Here is a 17,363-nt window from a genome sequence, read left to right as displayed (position 1 = left end):
GGGGGGGGGCCCACCCGGGGGGGGGGGGGGGGGGGGGGGGGGGGGGGGGGGGGGGGGGGGGGGGGGGGGGGGGGGGGTGTGGGGGGGGGGGGGGGGGGGCCCCCCCCCCCCCCACCCCCGTATCGGCCTGAACGGCCTCGTCCTCAAACGCCGGACGGGCCAATGGTGTTGGCCTGCGCTGAATAGGCTCGGGCCTGTCGTTCGCGGCCGTGTTGCCGAACGTCGGGTTCAGGGCGCCCGCGTCCGCGGAGGCGGTCCGGCTGAGGCTCCCGCTGCGATGCCGGCGACGGTCGCCGGACGACAACCGACCGACCTCCCGGGTGCTCCCGGAAGGCCGGAGGTCGCGGTTACCGCGCGACGGAACCTCAGTGGTTGAGGCCGAGGTTGCCGAAGGCGGGATTGAGTACGCCGATGACGTTCACGGTGTTGCCGACCGCATTCACCGGGATGTGCACCGGGACCTGGGCGACGTTGCCCGAGACGACACCCGGGGAGTGCTTGGCCTCGCCGCCGGCCCACGCACCGTCCGTGGCGGAGGCCATTCCCGCGCCGGCGGCCAGCAGTCCACCGGCCACCATCGTCACGGCCGCTGCCTTCTTCAGGTTCTTCACTTCTGAGCCCTCCTTGGCGATCGCCACGGCAGTCGCCGCAGCACGCACTGGAGAACGCCGGAGATCCACCGAGGATGCGCCATCCGAGTGACATTCCCACGACGGTATGAACCTCAGTCCGGACGGCAACCCTCCGGGTTGCCGTGCATGAGGCCTTGTGGAGGGTGTTTCAGCCGGTCACGCCGTGGCGTACGGCCCACAGCGCGGCCTGGGTGCGGTCGGCGAGGTCGAGTTTCATCAGGATGTTCGAGACGTGGGTCTTGACGGTCTTCTCGGACAGGACAAGGGCGCGCGCTATCTCGCGGTTGGAGCGGCCGTCGGCGATCAGGCCGAGCACCTCCCGTTCCCGCTCGGTGAGCGAACCGCCTCTGCCCTGGCCCGAGTTGACCACCTCCTGGGAGAGCAGGGCGCCCGCCACCTCCGGCTGGAGCAGTATGTGGCCGGCGTGCACCGAGCGGATGGCTCCGGCGAGCGCGTCGGGGTCCACGTCCTTGTAGACGTACCCGGCGGCGCCCGCGCGCAGGGCCGGGACCACCGTGCGCTGCTCGGTGAAGCTGGTGACGATCAGCACGCGCGCGGGGTTGTCGAGTTCGCGGAGTCTGCGCAGCGCGTCGACGCCGTCCATGCCCGGCATCCTGACGTCCATGAGGACGATGTCGGGCCGCAGTTCCTCGGCGCAGGCGACTCCCTCGGCGCCGTCGGCGGCCTCGCCCACGACCTCGATGTCGTCCTGCACCTCCAGAAAGGTGCGCAGACCCCGGCGGACGACCTGGTGGTCGTCGACGAGCAGCACCCTGATTGCGTCAGCCACCGGGGACCTCCAACTCGATCGTGGTGCCCTTGCCGGGCGCCGATTCCACACGCAGCGTGCCGCCGACGCCGCTCGCCCGGTCGCGCATGGAGACCAGGCCCAGATGACGCCCGGCGCGGCGGACGGAGTGCGGGTCGAAGCCGCTGCCGTCGTCGGTGACCCGCAGGAGGGCTCCGCAGCCGCGGCGGCCGAGGGCGACGTCGACGTGCTGCGCTCCGGAGTGCCGCAGCGCGTTGTGCAGGGCCTCCTGGGCGACGCGCAGCAGGGCCTCCTCCTGGGCGGCGGGCAGGGCGCGGAAGCGGCTGGAGGCGAAGGTCACGCGCGCGGTGTGGGCGCGGTCGAGGACCTGGATCTGGGTGCGCAGGGTGGCGACGAGCCCGTCCTCGTCGAGGGCGGCGGGGCGCAACTCGACTACGGCGGCGCGCAGTTCGTCGGCCGCCTCGGCGGCGAGCGTCGCCACCTGGTGCAGTTCGCCCTTGGCCCGGGAGGGGTCGCGGTCGACCAGGGCAGCGGCGGCCTGTGCGGTCAGGCGCAGGGAGAACAGCTTCTGGCTGACCGCGTCGTGCAGTTCATGGGCGAGGCGGGAGCGTTCCTCGGCGATGGTGAGTTCGCGGCTGCGTTCGTAGAGGCGGGCGTTGGTGAGGGCGATGGCGGCGTGCTGGGCGAGGATGGAGAGGAGTTCCTCGTCGTCCCGGGTGAAGCCGCAACTGCCCTCCGGTTTGGGGCAGTTCTTGTTCGCGAGGAACAGCGCGCCGATGACCTCGTCACCGTCGCGGATGGGCAGGCCCAGGAAGTCGGACATCTCGGGGTGGGCGGCCGGCCAGCCCTCGAAGCGGGGGTCCTTGCGGACGTCGGCGAGGCGCTCGGGCAGGTCCTCGTGCAGCATCGCGGCGAGGATGCCGTGCTGGCGCGGAAGCGGGCCGATGGCCTTCCACTGGGCGTCGCTGACGCCGTCGACCACGAACTGTGCGAAGCCGCCGTGGTCGTCCGGGACGCCGAGGGCGGCGTACTGCGCGTCGAGCAGCTCGCGCGCCGAGGCGACGATCGTCTTGAGGACGTCGCGCACCTCGAGGTGTCTGCTCATGGCCAGCAGCGCGGAACTCACCGCGGCGAGGCCGGACCGGGGGCCTTGACTCATGACTTCACGGTACCGGCGGGGTGTGACAGCGCGGATCGGACCTGTGACGGCCGGCCCTGGGCCGCTGGGACTAGGGCCGGCGGCCTAGGGCTCCGGTCTCCCGACCGGCGGCTTAGGGCGAAGGGCCCCGCGGCCTTGCGGCCCGCGTCCGAGGCGGTGGAGGCGGTGCCGTTCCTAGGTTGGGGTCACCGCCGGTCCGAGGCGGGTGAGACCGAGGGGCGGTTGGCATGCCGGTAGCGATCATCACGGGGGCCTCGAAGGGGCTGGGGCGGGCGCTGGCCGAAGCGCTGGCCGCGCGCGGCTGGGATCTGGTGCTCGACGCCCGGGGCGCGGGGACGCTCGGGGAGGCGGCGGTGGCCGTCTCCGCGCACGGCACGCGTGTGGAGGCGCTGCCCGGGGACGTCACGGACGCCGGGCACCGCAGTGAGCTGGTGGCCGCCGCGCGCGGGCTGGGCGGCATCGATCTGCTGGTGAGCAATGCGAGCGCGCTGGGCGCCGAGCCGCTGGTCCGGCTGGCTCAGCTGCCGCTGGCGGGGCTGCGGTGGGCGCTGGAGGTGAACGCGGTCGCCGCGCTGGGCCTGATTCAGGAGGCGCTGCCGCTGCTACGGGAGTCGGCGGCGGGCACGGTGATCGCGATCAGTTCGGACGCGGCCGCCGAGGCGTACGAGACGTGGGGCGGCTACGGGGCGTCGAAGGCGGCCCTGGACCAGTTGGCGGCGGTGCTGGGAGAGGAGGAGCCGGGGCTGCGGGTCTGGGCGGTCGATCCCGGGGACATGGCGACGGACCTGTACGCGGCGGCCGTACCGGACGACGACGATCCGCGGCCCGCGCCCGCCTCCGTCGTACCGGCCTTCCTGTGCCTGCTGGACGAGCGTCCGGCGAGCGGACGCTATGGAGCGCCGTGCCTGCTGGAGGGCAGGTGAGCACCGCGCTGCGGATCCCGGAGGAGTTGTCGGCGCGGGTACCGGCCGAGCAGCGCGGACCAGGGCTGGGCCGGGATGCCGTACGGCTGCTGGTGTCGCGCGGGACCGAAGTGGCGCACCACACGTTCGCCGAGCTGCCGCGGTTGCTGCGGGCCGGGGATCTGCTGGTCGTGAACACCTCGCCGACGCTGGCCGCGGCGGTGGACGGGCGGATCGGGCACGCGCGTGTGGTGGTGCACTTCTCCACGCTCGGGGACGACGGGCGGTGGGCCGTCGAGCTGCGGGATCCCGACGGCCGTGGCACCACGCGCGCGCGGGCGGGCGGCCCCGCGGGAACAGAGGTGTGTCTGCCCGGGGGCGGAGGGCTGGTTCTGGAGGAGCCGCTGAGCGAGCGGGGTGAGCGGTTGTGGTGGGCGCGGGTGTCGGGGGCGGGGGTGACCGGGCTGCTGCGGGAGTTCGGGCGGCCGATCCGCTACTCCTATACGGAGCGGGACCAGCCGCTGTCTGCGTACCAGACGGTGTTCGCGCTGCCGTCGCCCGACGGGGCGGCCAGTGCCGAGATGCCGAGTGCCGCGCGGCCCTTCACGGCGCGGCTGGTGGCGGAGCTGGTGAGCCGGGGCGTGCAGTTCGCACCGGTCACGTTGCACACCGGGGTGGCGTCGGCGGAGGCGCACGAGCCGCCGTACCCAGAGCGTTTCGCGGTGTCTGCGGCGTCGGCGCGTCTGATCAATGCCGTGCGGGCGGGCGCCGGCCGGGTGATCGCGGTCGGTACGACGGCCGTGCGGGCCGTGGAGTCGGCGGCCGGGCCGGACGGGGTGGTGCGGGCGGCCGGCGGGTGGACGGATCTCGTGGTCACGCCCGCGCGTGGGGTGCGGGCGGTCGACGGGCTGCTGACCGGGCTGCACGAGCCGGAGGCCTCGCATCTGCTGATGCTCGAGGCGGTGGCGGGGCGTGCGGCGATCGACCGCGGCTACGACGCGGCGCTGCGCGGGCTCTACCTGTGGCACGAGTTCGGGGACGTGCACCTCGTCCTCCCGGAGGAGGGCCCTCACGCAGAGCATTGCTCACGCAACTCGCGGTGAGACTGCTGTGCCGCCGATGTGAGCCCGCGCATAGGACCCACATCACGTACGACCGGACATAGGAGATAAAGAGGCTCGTTGCGAACGGGACAGACGTTCTAGTCTGTCCCGTTTTGCCCTACCTGATCCACTACCCGGCTTCGTACGTCACATCTTTGCCATGGCATTTTGCGGCCGCTAAGAATGGCTCACGTCGCTCGGCGCCGTGGGTTTCGCCCCGCGGCGTTCGTGCGGGACGGAACCGATTCCCCCGCCGCGCCGAACGAAGAGCGACTCCGCGCTATTCGAAGAGGTCCATCTGCCATGCCCAAGCACTCCAAGACTCGTGGTCACGGTCGAACGCTGACCAAGCAGCACAAGATTGCGATCGCCGGCGTCGCCGCCTTCGGGACCGCCGCCCTCGCCCTCTCCGCGGTGCCGAGCAGCGCGGAGACGGTCACCACCGGAGCCCCGTCGACCGCTGCCCACGTTGCCTACGGCACGCAGCAGATCAAGGACGTCAAGGGCACGATCACCGATCAGCTCGCGACCGAAAGCGTGAAGGTCGAGGCCATCGCGGCCAAGAAGCAGGCCCAGGCCGACGCGCTCGCGAAGGCCAAGGCCGCCGTCGCCGCGAAGCAGAAGGCAGCTGCCGAAGTCGCCAAGAAGGCCGCCCAGGAGCGAGCCGCCGAGCAGGCCGCCAGCCGGTCCGCCGCGCGCCCCCAGGTCCAGCAGGTCGCCGCGAAGAGCTACGCCAAGCAGGTCGCCGCGAAGAGCTACGCCAACAACCTCGACGGCTGGATCCATGAGGCCCTGGACATCATGAAGACCAAGGGCATCCCGGGCTCCTACCACGGCCTGCACAAGAACATCATGCGGGAGTCCTCCGGCAACCCGATGGCCATCAACGACTGGGACATCAACGCCATCAACGGCATCCCGTCCAAGGGCCTGCTGCAGGTCATCCCGCCGACCTTCAAGACGTACCACGTCAACGGCACGTCCTGGAACATCTACGACCCGGTCGCCAACATCACCGCCGCCGCCAACTACGCGGCCGACCGGTACGGCACGATCGACAACGTCAACAGCGCGTACTGAGGTAGGCGCGGGCCTCAGTCGTGAACGCCGAAGGGCGGCACCCGGTGACGGGTGCCGCCCTTCGTTCGACTTTCCAACTCACTTCGGTTGGAATTCCGGACTCACGCGTGAGGTCGACTTGCGCGTGAGCCCTACTTGCGCATGACCTCGGGCTCATGACGGCGCAGGAAGCGGGCCACGAAGAAGCCGCAGATCACACCGAGGACGATCAGCGCGGCCATGTCCATACCCCAGGCGCCGACCGTGTGGTCCCACAGCGGGTCGGTGCTGCCACCGTCGGCGGGCGGGCTGATCTTGTTGAAGTCCAGCGTGGCGCCCGCGGCCGCGACGGCCCAGCGGGACGGCATCAGGTACGAGAACTGGTTGACGCCGACCGTCCCGTTCAGGGGGAACAGGCAGCCCGTGAACACCACCTGGATGATCGCGAACATCACCAGCAGCGGCATCGTCTTCTCGGCCGTCTTCACCAGCGACGAGATGATCAGGCCGAACATCATCGAGGTGAAGCCCAACGCCATGATCGGCACGGACAGCTCAAGGATGGTCGCGCCCCCGAAGACCAGGCCCTTGTCCGGGATCTCCCGGCTGAAGAAACCGATGGCGCCGACCAGGGCGCCCTGGAACACGGTGATCGCGCCGAGCACGAACACCTTGGACATCAGGTACGCCGAGCGGGACAGACCGGTCGCGCGCTCCCGCTCGTAGATCACCCGTTCCTTGATCAGCTCACGGACGGAGTTCGCGGCACCCGCGAAGCAGGCGCCGACCGCGAGGATCAGCAGGACCGTCGTGGCCGTGCCGTTCGGGATGATCCGGCCCGACTGCGGGCTGGGCGGGTTGGGCAGCAGGCCCTTGTCGGCGTCGATGAGCAGGCTCACCACGCCGAGCACGGCCGGCAGGATCACCATCAGGGCGAGGAAGCCCTTGTCGGACGCGATCACCGACGCATAGCGGCGCACCAGCGTGACGAACTGCGACATCCAGCCCTGCGGCTTCGGCGGCCTGATCGCCTGCATCGACGGCATCTGTACGGACTGCGGGGCGACGGCGTCGATGTCCGCGGCGTACATCTGGTAGTGCTGCGAGCCCTTCCAGCGGCCCGCCCAGTCGTAGTCGCGGTAGTTCTCGAAGGCGGAGAAGACGTCGGCCCAGGTGTCGTAGCCGAAGAAGTTCAGCGCCTCCTCCGGCGGGCCGAAGTAGGCGACGGAGCCGCCGGGAGCCATCACCAGGAGCTTGTCGCAGATCGCCAGCTCGGCCACGGAGTGGGTGACAACGAGGACCGTGCGGCCGTCGTCGGCGAGGCCGCGCAGCAGCTGCATGACGTCGCGGTCCATGCCCGGGTCGAGGCCCGACGTGGGTTCGTCCAGGAAGATCAGCGACGGCTTGGTCAGCAGCTCCAGGGCCACCGAGACGCGCTTGCGCTGGCCGCCGGAGAGGGAGGTGACCTTCTTCTCCTTGTGGATGTCCAGCTTCAGCTCGCGCAGCACCTCGTCGATGCGGGCCTCGCGCTCCTCGGCCGTGGTGTCGGCGGGGAAGCGCAGCTTGGCCGCGTACTTGAGGGCCTTCTTGACGGTCAGCTCCTTGTGCAGGATGTCGTCCTGCGGGACCAGACCGATGCGCTGGCGCAGCTCGGCGAACTGCTTGTAGAGGTTCCGGTTGTCGTAGAGGACCTCGCCCTGGTTGGCCGGCCGGTAACCCGTCAGCGCCTTGAGCAGGGTCGACTTGCCGGAGCCGGACGGGCCGATGACCGCGATCAGCGACTTCTCCGGGACACCGAAGGAGACGTCCTTCAGGATCTGCTTGCCGCCGTCGACCGTGACGGTCAGATGGCGCGCGGAGAAGGAGATCTCACCGGTGTCGACGAACTCCTCGAGCCGGTCGCCGACGATACGGAAGGTCGAGTGGCCGACGCCGACGATGTCGTTCGGGCCGAGCAGTTGGGTGCCGCCCTTGGCGATCGGCTGGCCGTTGACGTACGTGCCGTTGTGCGAGCCGAGGTCGCGGATCTCCATGCGGCCGTCGGGCGTAGCGTGGAACTCGGCGTGGTTGCGGGAGACCTGGAGGTCCGAGACGACCAGGTCGTTCTCCAGCGCACGGCCGATGCGCATGACGCGGCCGAGCGAGAACTGGTGGAACGTGGTCGGGCTGCGGTCGCCGTAGACCGGCGGCGCCCCCGCGCCACCACCGGGTCCCTGCTGCGACGGGATCGACGGCGCCCCCTGCTGCGGCTGCTGCCAGCCCGCCTGCGGGGCCTGCTGCTGCGGCGACTGCTGCGCCCAGCCGGCCCCCGCGCCCTGTGCGGCGTAGGGCTGCTGCTGGGGCTGCGCGACCGCGGCCGCCGCGCCGGACAGGTTCAGGCGCGGGCCGTCGGTCGCGTTGCCGAGGTGCAGGTCCGAGCCGGGGCCGATCTCCATCTGGTGGATCCGCCGGCCCTGAACGAACGTGCCGTTCGTGCTGCCGTGGTCCTCGATGACCCAACTGCGGCCGTTGAAGCTGACCGTGGCGTGACGCCAGGACACCCTGGCGTCGTCGAACACGATGTCACCCTGTGGATCGCGTCCCAGGGTGTAGGGCCTGGACGGGTCGAGCGTCCAGGTCCGTCCGTTTGATTCCAGTACGAGTTCCGGCACTCCATGCCCCATGATTTGTCCCCCGAGTTACCCCCATCACAGGGAGTCTAGGGATGTCGAACATCGTGGGGAACTATTCCAGGCTCCGCCCCTTGCCCGAAAGTCGGACCTTGTCACGAGCCTGCACCAGCGCCTCAACTCGCCCCGTTGACGGGGTTGAAACCTGACCGGAGAGTGGTAACTCCTCGCGAGGGGACATGCGCGGCCGTCGGTCGCGCCGCGGATCGGGGGGTCTGCCATGAGTGCTGCGACGGGTGTAGGGACCGCGAGGCAGGGCACGCGACTGCCGTGGGTGGACGTGCTGTTGTCCGCGATCGCGGCGGTGAGCTGGGCGTTGATAGGGATGGCGGGCACGGCCGCGCTCGGCCTGCATCTGCTTCAGGCGGACTCGGCGGGCTCACTGGGCCCGATGACAGCGGCAGTTGTGGCGCTGGGGGCGGGTGGTTCGGTCTCACCGTCGGGCGACGTGTCCGCTTTCGGCCTCACGGGTGCCGAGGCGCACACGGCCATCGAGATCACGCCACTCGGCGTCAGTCTGGTCGGCGCCCTGCTGCTGTCGTGGTTCTTCCTACGGTCCCTGCGCGCGGCGGGAGTTGTGATCGCGCCGTCCGAACTCCTCGCGCGCGCCGGCGCGGTGGTCGCGCTGTTCGTGGCGACGCTCGGCGGGCTGGCCTGGGCCGGGCACGACGTCATCACGATCGACGGCGGCTCGCTTGGGCTGGAGGACAAACTCCCGGGAGGTGGTGGCGGTGGCGTCAACATCCCGGGGCTGGGCGATCTTGGGGACGTCGGCGGGCTGCTGCCCGACCGGATCGGTGACCTCGTCGGTGCGAAGGCGGCGGTCGGCTTCACCGTGGACACGGCGCCGACCCTCCTCGGCGGCCTCGGCTGGTCCGCGGGCATCCTGCTGATCGCGCTGCTGGCGTCGCGCCGTACGCCACTGCCGCGCGGCTGGGAGGCGGTGCACCGGGTGGTACGGCCCGCTGCCTCGGCCCTGGTCACCGTGCTGCTCGTGGCGGTCGCGGCCGGGCTCGCGGCAGCGGCGTACGCGGCGATCGGCGACGACCATCCGAAGCGGGTCGTGGGCGCGGCGCTGCTCGGGGCGCCGAACGGGGTGTGGCTGGGCATCCCCCTCGGCTTGTTCGTGCCGTGGGACGGCAAGGCCACGGGCGCGCTGGCCACGCTGCTGCCCGATCCCCTCGACCGGCTGCTGAGCGTGCGGTCCAACGAGCCGGTGACGCTCGGACGGCTGGCCGACCTCGACGGGCGGGTGTGGCTGCTGGGGGTGGCCGCGGCGGTGATGATGCTGCTGGCCGGCGTGCTCACGGCGGTCCGGACTCCGGTCGGGGCGAGGACCGACGGGGCTCCGGGCGCCCTCGCCTTCGCCGGCCGGTGCGCGCTCCGGCTCGGGATCGCGACCGCGCTGACGCTGCCCCTGCTCGCCTGGCTGACGGACGTCTCCGTGGACGCCTCGCTGTCCGTCCTGGGCTTCGACGCGTTCGGCGCCGGCATCGAACTGCACGGCCACCTCGGCATGGCGCTGCTGCTGGGCGCGGTGTGGGGGGCGGGCGCGGGGGCGGTCGGGGCACTGCTGGCGTGGGTGAGCGGCTCCGCCGGTTGGCGCGCGGCACCGCTGGCACTGGGTGACACGGGTGAGGGGGGTGCGTATCGCGAGTACGGCGATGCGGCGAGCGCGGGGCAGCCGGGACCGTATGTGCCGACCGCACCGTACCGGCCACCCAACCCCGGCACGAATCCCTATCTGCGATTGCCGGACGAGCTGCGGGATCCGGGGGGTTCGGGTGCGGTCGGAGGCGGCCGGGCTCCAGGACGCGTCAGTGATACGGAAGGCCGTCCGCCGTACGACTACACCCGCAACGCCCGGGAAGAATCAGCGTCCTTCGACGAGTCCGCTTCCCCCACCGACGTCTACGGCGCCCCCACCATGGCCCGGCCCATCGACCCGCCGCCGCGCTCGCCTCGGCGTGGGCCCGGGCAGGGCTCGCGGGGCTGGAACGCAAACCCCTCCGACGACGGGCCCCCTCCCCCGCCGCCTCCGCCGGGGAGGCCGAAGGGGAAGGGCTGAGCTGGGGCGTTGCTCGGCGGAGCCGGTCGTGGGCGGCGGAAGGTCGGAGGAGCGGGCGGGAACCTGCGGATGAGCTCGGCGTGACCTGGAGGTGGTGCCGCGCTGCTCAGGGCGAGGAGTGGCCGGGTGGTAAGGCCGCTGACACCGGCCCGACACCCAATGTTCCGTGTCCGCCAGACGGACCGCGCGGGCGCAGGGCACAGCGTGCCGGATACGGTGGAGACACCATGAGCGCTTCGCAGACCTCCGAGGTCCCCACCCTCCTCGTCAAGATCTTCGGCAAGGACCGTCCGGGCATCACGGCCGGCCTCTTCGACACCCTTGCCGCGTACTACGTCGACGTAGTCGACATCGAGCAGGTCGTCACCCGCGGCCGACTGGTGCTCTGCGCGCTCGTGACCCAGCCGCCCGCCGGTGTGGAGGGCGATCTGCGGGCCACCGTGCACAGCTGGGCCGAGTCGATGAAGATGCAGGCGGAGATCATCTCCGGGCACGGCGACAACCGCCCGCGCGGTCTCGGACGCTCCCTGGTGACGGTCCTCGGCCACCCCCTCACCGCCGAGTCGACGGCCGCCGTCGCCGCTCGGATCGCCAAGGTCGGCGGCAACATCGACCGTATCTTCCGGCTCGCCAAGTACCCGGTGACCGCTGTCGAGTTCGCGGTGTCCGGTGTGGAGACGGAGCCGCTGCGCACCGCCCTGGTGTCCGACGCCTCGGCGCTGGGTGTGGACATCGCGGTCGTGTCGGCGGGCCTGCACCGGCGGGCCCAGCGCCTGGTGGTCATGGACGTGGACTCCACCCTCATCCAGGACGAGGTGATCGAGCTCTTCGCCGCGCACGCCGGATGCGAGGACGAGGTCGCCGAAGTGACCGCGGCCGCGATGCGCGGGGAGCTGGACTTCGAGCAGTCCCTGCACGCGCGCGTGGCGCTGCTGAAGGGGCTGGACGCCTCCGTCGTACAGAAGGTGCACGGTGAGGTGCGGCTGACTCCGGGCGCGCGGACGCTGATCCGTACGCTCAAGCGGCTCGGCTATCAAGTCGGCGTCGTCTCGGGCGGGTTCACCCAGGTCACGGACGATCTGAAGGAGCGCCTCGGGCTTGACTTCGCCCAGGCCAACACGCTGGAGATCGTCGACGGGAAGCTGACGGGCCGGGTGATCGGCGAGATCGTGGACCGGGCGGGCAAGGCGCGGCTGCTGCGCCGGTTCGCCGCGGAGGCGGGCGTCCCCCTGTCCCAGACGGTGGCGATCGGCGACGGTGCGAACGATCTGGACATGCTGAACGCGGCGGGTCTTGGTGTCGCCTTCAACGCCAAGCCGGTCGTCCGCCAGGCCGCGCACACCGCGGTGAACTTCCCCTTCCTGGACACGGTGCTGTATCTGCTGGGCGTCACCCGTGAAGAGGTCGAGGCGGCGGACACGCACGACGAGGACTGAGCCGTCCCGGACGACTGCCGCCCGTGCCGTCACGGGCGGCAGTGCTGTCACGGGTAGCGGGGATCGCGGTCGTACGAGGGTCGCGGCGCGTCAGTCCGTCGGCTCCCAGTAGTCCACCAGAGTGGCGACGCCCGGTTCCACGGCCTTCCACGAGCCCGTGAAGGTCAGGACGGCGTAGGCCGCGGCAGGGAAGCCGCGGAGGTCCATCCGCTCGCGGCTGTCGTCCTCGTCCGAGCCGGAGAGGATGCCGGCCAGGCCGTGCACCCCCGGGTTGTGGCCGATCAGGACCACGTTCTGCGCGTCGTCGGGGACCTCGTTGAGCATGGCGATCAGCTCCCCGGGCGAGGCCTCGTAGATCCGCTCCTCGTATACCGTTTTCGGCCGGTGCGGGAGTTCATGGACGGCGAGTTTCCAGGTCTCGCGGGTACGGGCCGCGGTGGAGCACAGGGCCAGGTCGAAGGGGATGCCGCTGTCGGCCAGCTTGCGTCCTGCGACGGCGGCGTCCATACGGCCCCGCTCGGCCAGCGGCCGCTCGTGGTCGGTCACCTGTGGCCAGTCGGCTTTCGCATGCCGGAAGAGGATGATCCTGCGGGGTTCTGCGACGCTCATGGGTCCCAGCTTCGCATGAAACAGGCCATGGGGCGCAGGGAGTTGACATGCGGTTTCGCCGGTCGCGAGCGCCTTGGCGCTGGTGTGCGATCAACGTCCGCCCGATGTGCGATTCAGCGTGCGATCAGCTGCTGGAGACGCTCGAAGAGCTGGGTGACGGCCGGGTCGCCGGTGGCCGCCTGGGCGTCGGACGGGTTCAGTATCAGCGCTAGCAGAGCGACGAAGGCGAGCGCGGGCAGGGCGAGGGCCCACCAGGGCAACCGGATGTCGACGCCGCCCCGGGTCGCCGGGTGGGGCTGGGTGTGCGTAGGGGCCGACATGATCGCCTCCGCAGGTCTCCGAGTGGTCCGTGGCCCCCCGTCTCACGGCCACACCTCGAAGTTACGGAATCCGCTGCCGTCAACCCATCCGGTGATCCACCCACTTGACCCTGACACTCGCCCCCTAGGGGATGGTGGGGGTAGCCCCACCGCCGGTCGCCGAGGGCGGTGCGGTCAGGGCGAGGCGATCGTCGCGACGATGGCGATGACCACGAAGATGGCGAAGAACGCGCCGAAGACGAGCAGCATCTTCTTCTGGCTGTGCTGGGGGTTCGGATCGAGCACTGGCATGGGGACAGTCTCGCACCCTTCGCCCACACCGCATCGGCCGGGGGCGGCCGCCGGCCGGTGTCAGCGCCTGGCCCGGTCCGGTGTCAGCGCGCGGCCTCGTGCTCCACCGTCCGGTCACGACCTGCCAGGACGCCCACCGCCATCTGCGGGATCATCAGGGCGGCCATGAGGGCGATCGGCAGGCCCCAGCCGCCGCTGTGCTGGTAGAGCACGCCGACCAGCAGCGGTCCCGGGATGGAGATCAGATAGCCGGTGCTCTGCGCGAAGGCGGAGAGCTGGGCGACACCCGCACTGGTCCTGGCCCGCAGCCCGACCATGGTGAGGGCCAGCGGGAAGGCGCAGTTGGAGATGCCGAGCAGCAGGGCCCAGGCCCAGGCGCCGTCGGCCGGGGCGAGGTACAGGCCCGCGTAGCCGACCAGGCCGCTGGCGCCGAGGGCCAGCACGATCGGCCCCTGGTGCGGCAGCCGGGTGGCGAGGCGTGGGATGACGAAGGCGAGCGGCACGCCCATCACCATGGTGACGGCGAGGAGCACTCCGGCCGTGCTCGCGGGGACGCCAGCGTCGCGGAAGATCTGCGGCATCCAGCCCATCGTGATGTAGGCGGCGGTGGCCTGGAGCCCGAAGAAGACCGCGAGCGCCCACGCCGTGCGGCTCCGGGTGATCCGCAGCGGGGCCGGCTGCCGCTCCCCGGCCGCCCGCACGGGTTCCGGGGCAGGTGCCGTACGCCTGTCCCGTACCAGCGGAAGCCATGGCAGTACGGCCGCTGCGGCCAGGCCCGCCCACACTGCGAGCCCCGTTCGCCAACTGCCGCCCAGTGTCTCAGTCATGGGCACGGTCACCGCGGCGGCGGCCGAGGTACCCAGGGCGAGGGCCATCGAGTACAGGCCGGTCATGGAGCCGACCCGGTCCGGGAACCAGCGCTTGACGATGACCGGCATCAGGACGTTGCTGACCGCGATGCCCATGAGGGCGAGCGCGCTGGCGGCCAGGAATCCGGCAGTCGACCCGGTGTACGGCCGTATGAGCAGGCCGGCGGTGATGGCGACCATGCCCGCGCCCACCACGGCGGCCGGTCCGAAGCGGCGGGCGAGGCGGGGTGCCATGACGCCGAAGACGGCGAAGCACAGCGGGGGCACCGAGGTGAGGAGTCCGGCGACGCTGCCGCTCATGCCGAGTCCGTCGCGGACCTCCTCGAGGAGCGCGCCGAGGCTGGTGACGGCGGGGCGGAGGTTCAGCGCGGAGAGCACGATGCCGACGACGACCAGCCGTGTCGCCCACGCGCGTGTGGGGGCGATCGTGGGCTTCGGGGTGGCCTCGGCGGGGGCTGTACCGCGGTCGGCCGTGGACGTCGTGGTCCTGGGGGTCGTCGTCACGGTGGTCGTCGCCTTGAGGGTCGTCGTCCGGGTTTCCTCGCTCGCCATGCCGACCATCATAGAATCATGGGATGATTGGCGGTCCATCCCCGGGTCGCAGGATTCCGGCCTCCGCGTGCGAAGGTGTGCCATGCCCCTGAGCCACCCCCGTCGTTCGGCGCTGTCCGAGCAGGTCATCGCCGAGCTGCGGACCCAGATCACCTCGGGCGAGTGGCCGGTCGGCTTCCGCATCCCGACGGAGCCCGAGCTGGTCGAGCAGCTCGGCGTCGCCCGCAACACGGTCCGCGAGGCCGTCCGCGCGCTCGCGCACAACGGGCTCCTCGACATCCGCCAGGGCTCCGGCACGTACGTCGCGGCGACCAGCGAACTGGCGGGCGTGATGCACCGTCGTTTCGCCGAGACGGACCCGCAGCACATCGCCGAACTGCGTTCCACGCTGGAGGCGGGCGCGGCGAAGCTGGCCGCCGTGCGGCGCACCGAGAAGGACCTCAAGCAGCTCGACGCGCTCCTGGTCCGGCGCGAGGAGGCGTGGGACTCGGGGGACGCGGAGGCCTTCGTGACCGCGGACGCGACGTTCCACCTGGCGGTGGTGGCTGCCTCCCACAACGACGTCATGACCGCGATGCACGCCGACCTGGGCGAGGTGCTGCGGGACTGGCTGCGCGCGGACGTCGGCGACGTCATGACCCCGGAGACGCACATGGACCACGCCCGGCTCGTCGACGCGATCCGCGCCGGCGACACGGAGGCGGCAGCCGCGGAGGCCGCGAGCTACCCGTTCCTGTGCCGTCCGGGTCGCTTCAGCCCGCCTTCTGGTGGCTGACCCACGTCGAACGGACGTCCTTCCAGCAGCGGCCGGCGAGCCGTACGGTCGCCGCGGGCCCGACGTCGACCGGGTCGTCGTCGGTGTCGAGGTCCCACCAACGGTCGCACTCGACGTGCAGGCTGACGCGATCGGTGTCGACATAGGGATTGTGGCAGTACACCACGACATGGGAGCCGTTCACGGTTGTACGGCACTCCGCTCCGAAGAGGCGTGGAGCCGGCTCGTCGTCCGTCACGCGCGCGTGGGAGTGCGCCTCATGCGACAGTGCCTCGTACGGAAGGGCCAACACGAGGACGACGGCTGCGACGGCGGCGGCGGCGACGACGACGGAGGGCGCTGAGGCCAATCTGTGGGACAGGCGCACAAGGGAACCTCCTCGGCCGGGCTGGGGAGGACATTCGCGAGCTGAACTCGTACGGAAACTCGCACTCCAGAGTGCGCTGTTTTCGCACGTCCGCGCCCGGCCGGTGGGCCGAACGGGTGACCCCGACACGGGGCGAGGCCCGTACCCGGAAAGGGGTGCGGGCCTCGCGCGCCGGTGCTGCGCCGGAGGGCGGTGGTCAGGCGCCGATGGCGTGCAGGCCGCCGTCGACGTGGATGATCTCGCCGGTGGTCTTCGGGAACCAGTCGCTCAGCAGGGCGACGATGCCCTTGCCGGCCGGCTCGGGGTCCTTGAGGTCCCACTCCAGGGGCGAGCGGTGGTCCCAGACCGAGGCCAGCTCGGTGAAGCCCGGGATGGACTTGGCGGCCATGGAGCCGAGCGGGCCCGCGGAGACGAGGTTGCAGCGGATGTTCTGCTTGCCCAGGTCACGTGCGAGGTAGCGGCTGGTGGCCTCCAGGGCGGCCTTGGCCGGGCCCATCCAGTCGTACTGCGGCCACGCGAACTGGGCGTCGAAGGTGAGACCGACGACCGAGCCGCCGTTCTGCATCAGCGGCAGGCAGGCCATGGTCAGCGACTTCAGGGAGTACGCCGAGACGTGCATGGCGGTCGCGACGGACTCGAAGGGCGTGTTGAGGAAGTTGCCGCCGAGCGCGTCCTGGGGGGCGAAGCCGATGGAGTGCACGACACCGTCGAGCCCGCCGAGCTCCTCACCGACGAGGTCGGCCAGCCGCCCGAGGTGCTCGTCGTTGGTGACGTCGAGCTCGATGACCTTGGTCGGCTTGGGGAGCTTCTTGGCGATGCGCTCGGTCAGCGTGGGCCGCGGGAACGCGGTGAGGATGATCTCGGCGCCCTGCTCCTGGGCCAGCTTGGCCGCGTGGAAGGCGATGGAGGACTCCGTCAGCACACCCGTGATCAGGATGCGCTTGCCCTCAAGGATTCCACTCATGGTGATCAGTGACCCATTCCCAGTCCGCCGTCAACGGGGATGACGGCTCCAGTGATGTACGAGGCGTCGTCCGAGGCGAGGAACCGCACCGTCGCGGCCACTTCCTCCGGCCGCGCGTAACGGCCCAGCGGCACCTGCGCCATGATGGCCGCGCGCTGCTCGTCGCTCAGCGCCTTGGTCATGTCGGTGTCGACGAAGCCGGGGGCGACGACGTTGAAGGTGATGTTGCGCGAGCCCAGCTCACGGGCGAGGGAGCGCGCGAAGCCGACCAGGCCGGCCTTGGAGGCGGCGTAGTTGGCCTGGCCGGGACCGCCGTACAGACCGACGACCGAGGAGATCAGGACCACGCGGCCCTTCTTCGCGCGCAGCATGGCGCGGTTGGCGCGCTTGACGACGCGGAAGGTGCCGGTGAGGTTGGTGTCGACGACCGAGGTGAAGTCCTCCTCGGACATACGCATCAGGAGCTGGTCCTTGGTGATGCCGGCGTTGGCGACCAGGATCTCGACCGCGCCGTGCTCGGCCTCGATCTCCTTGTAGGCCTGCTCCACCTGCTCGGCGTCGGTGATGTCGCACTTCACGGCAAGGAAGCCTGCCGGCGGCTCCCCCGAGCGGTATGTGATCGCGACCTTGTCGCCGGCGTCGGCGAAAGCGCGGGCGATGGCGAGGCCGATGCCCCGGTTGCCTCCGGTGACGAGAACCGAGCGGCTCAACGGATCACCCTTTCATTAGCGGTCTGGCACATCCGCCCGGACATCCCGGACACCTGGATGACAGGCGGCTTCACCGAAAACCTATCGGTCGCGGCACGTGGACGGGCAT

17 protein-coding genes are annotated in these 17,363 nt (G+C 71.1%); 6 read left to right on the top strand and 11 right to left on the bottom strand.

The annotated features are described in order from the left end of the window. Positions 1-365: 365 nt before the first annotated feature. The 3 genes from ACFYXB_RS29645 to ACFYXB_RS29635 form a co-directional block, all read right to left on the bottom strand. Positions 366-611 carry a chaplin gene (locus ACFYXB_RS29645; protein WP_351352769.1) on the bottom strand — a complete coding sequence of 82 codons (246 nt, stop codon included), beginning with the start codon at positions 609-611 and terminating at the stop codon, positions 366-368. Between the two features lie 169 nt (positions 612-780). Beyond that, entirely contained in the window at positions 781-1,422 is a 642-nt protein-coding gene (locus ACFYXB_RS29640; protein ID WP_389587509.1) for a response regulator, read from the bottom strand. Continuing rightward, a complete protein-coding gene (locus tag ACFYXB_RS29635) occupies positions 1,415-2,560 on the bottom strand; it encodes a GAF domain-containing sensor histidine kinase (RefSeq protein WP_389587507.1) in 1,146 nt (381 codons plus the stop codon). Before ACFYXB_RS29635 ends, ACFYXB_RS29640 begins: the two co-directional genes overlap by 8 nt. 227 nt (positions 2,561-2,787) lie before the next feature. Between ACFYXB_RS29635 and ACFYXB_RS29630 the strand changes: the two genes are divergently transcribed. From ACFYXB_RS29630 to ACFYXB_RS29620, 3 genes are all read left to right on the top strand, one after another. Continuing rightward, positions 2,788-3,483: an SDR family NAD(P)-dependent oxidoreductase gene (locus tag ACFYXB_RS29630; protein ID WP_389587505.1), complete on the top strand. Its 696-nt coding sequence runs from the start codon at positions 2,788-2,790 to the stop codon at positions 3,481-3,483. After that, positions 3,480-4,565 (top strand): S-adenosylmethionine:tRNA ribosyltransferase-isomerase, encoded by a 1,086-nt coding sequence (locus ACFYXB_RS29625; protein WP_389587503.1) that lies wholly within the window; start codon positions 3,480-3,482, stop codon positions 4,563-4,565. Before ACFYXB_RS29630 ends, ACFYXB_RS29625 begins: the two co-directional genes overlap by 4 nt. A gap of 303 nt (positions 4,566-4,868) precedes the next feature. Then, positions 4,869-5,645: a transglycosylase SLT domain-containing protein gene (locus tag ACFYXB_RS29620; RefSeq protein ID WP_389587501.1), complete on the top strand. Its 777-nt coding sequence runs from the start codon at positions 4,869-4,871 to the stop codon at positions 5,643-5,645. A 131-nt stretch (positions 5,646-5,776) separates the two neighbouring features. Here ACFYXB_RS29620 and ACFYXB_RS29615 read toward each other — a convergent pair whose 3' ends face one another. Continuing rightward, positions 5,777-8,287: an FHA domain-containing protein gene (locus ACFYXB_RS29615; RefSeq protein ID WP_389587499.1), complete on the bottom strand. Its 2,511-nt coding sequence runs from the start codon at positions 8,285-8,287 to the stop codon at positions 5,777-5,779. Between the two features lie 226 nt (positions 8,288-8,513). Here ACFYXB_RS29615 and ACFYXB_RS29610 point away from each other — a divergent pair, with 226 nt between their 5' ends. Both ACFYXB_RS29610 and serB read left to right on the top strand, forming a co-directional pair. Beyond that, positions 8,514-10,361, top strand: coding sequence for a streptophobe family protein (locus ACFYXB_RS29610; RefSeq protein ID WP_388496457.1), 1,848 nt, complete (start codon positions 8,514-8,516; stop codon positions 10,359-10,361). 227 nt (positions 10,362-10,588) lie between these two features. Beyond that, on the top strand, positions 10,589-11,797 hold the full coding sequence (gene serB / locus ACFYXB_RS29605; RefSeq protein WP_389587497.1) for a phosphoserine phosphatase SerB: 1,209 nt from the start codon (positions 10,589-10,591) through the stop codon (positions 11,795-11,797). A 90-nt stretch (positions 11,798-11,887) separates the two neighbouring features. Here serB and ACFYXB_RS29600 read toward each other — a convergent pair whose 3' ends face one another. The 4 genes from ACFYXB_RS29600 to ACFYXB_RS29585 form a co-directional block, all read right to left on the bottom strand. Next, on the bottom strand, positions 11,888-12,406 hold the full coding sequence (locus ACFYXB_RS29600) for a histidine phosphatase family protein (RefSeq protein ID WP_351352795.1): 519 nt from the start codon (positions 12,404-12,406) through the stop codon (positions 11,888-11,890). 113 nt (positions 12,407-12,519) lie between these two features. Next, entirely contained in the window at positions 12,520-12,726 is a 207-nt protein-coding gene (locus ACFYXB_RS29595) for a hypothetical protein (RefSeq protein WP_351352798.1), read from the bottom strand. Positions 12,727-12,900: 174 nt separating this feature from the next. After that, positions 12,901-13,017 (bottom strand): SGM_5486 family transporter-associated protein, encoded by a 117-nt coding sequence (locus ACFYXB_RS29590; protein WP_351352801.1) that lies wholly within the window; start codon positions 13,015-13,017, stop codon positions 12,901-12,903. 83 nt (positions 13,018-13,100) lie between these two features. Next, positions 13,101-14,447, bottom strand: a complete 1,347-nt coding sequence (locus ACFYXB_RS29585) for a CynX/NimT family MFS transporter (RefSeq protein ID WP_389587529.1) — start codon at positions 14,445-14,447, stop codon at positions 13,101-13,103. A 73-nt stretch (positions 14,448-14,520) separates the two neighbouring features. Here ACFYXB_RS29585 and ACFYXB_RS29580 point away from each other — a divergent pair, with 73 nt between their 5' ends. Beyond that, entirely contained in the window at positions 14,521-15,213 is a 693-nt protein-coding gene (locus ACFYXB_RS29580; protein WP_389587494.1) for a FadR/GntR family transcriptional regulator, read from the top strand. Here ACFYXB_RS29580 and ACFYXB_RS29575 read toward each other — a convergent pair. The 3 genes from ACFYXB_RS29575 to fabG form a co-directional block, all read right to left on the bottom strand. Beyond that, positions 15,191-15,574, bottom strand: a complete 384-nt coding sequence (locus ACFYXB_RS29575) for a hypothetical protein (RefSeq protein WP_389587527.1) — start codon at positions 15,572-15,574, stop codon at positions 15,191-15,193. The genes ACFYXB_RS29580 and ACFYXB_RS29575 overlap by 23 nt on opposite strands. A gap of 202 nt (positions 15,575-15,776) precedes the next feature. After that, positions 15,777-16,544, bottom strand: a complete 768-nt coding sequence (gene fabI / locus ACFYXB_RS29570) for an enoyl-ACP reductase FabI (protein WP_351352813.1) — start codon at positions 16,542-16,544, stop codon at positions 15,777-15,779. Between the two features lie 5 nt (positions 16,545-16,549). Further along, the gene (gene fabG, locus ACFYXB_RS29565) at positions 16,550-17,254 is read right to left on the bottom strand and encodes a 3-oxoacyl-[acyl-carrier-protein] reductase (RefSeq protein ID WP_351352816.1); all 705 of its coding nucleotides are present in this window, start codon (positions 17,252-17,254) and stop codon (positions 16,550-16,552) included. Positions 17,255-17,363 lie beyond the last annotated feature (109 nt).

The organism is Streptomyces sp. NPDC002619 (genome assembly GCF_042889305.1).
Classification (GTDB): Bacteria; Actinomycetota; Actinomycetes; order Streptomycetales; family Streptomycetaceae; genus Streptomyces.
This window is presented reverse-complemented; position numbering and strand designations above follow the sequence as displayed.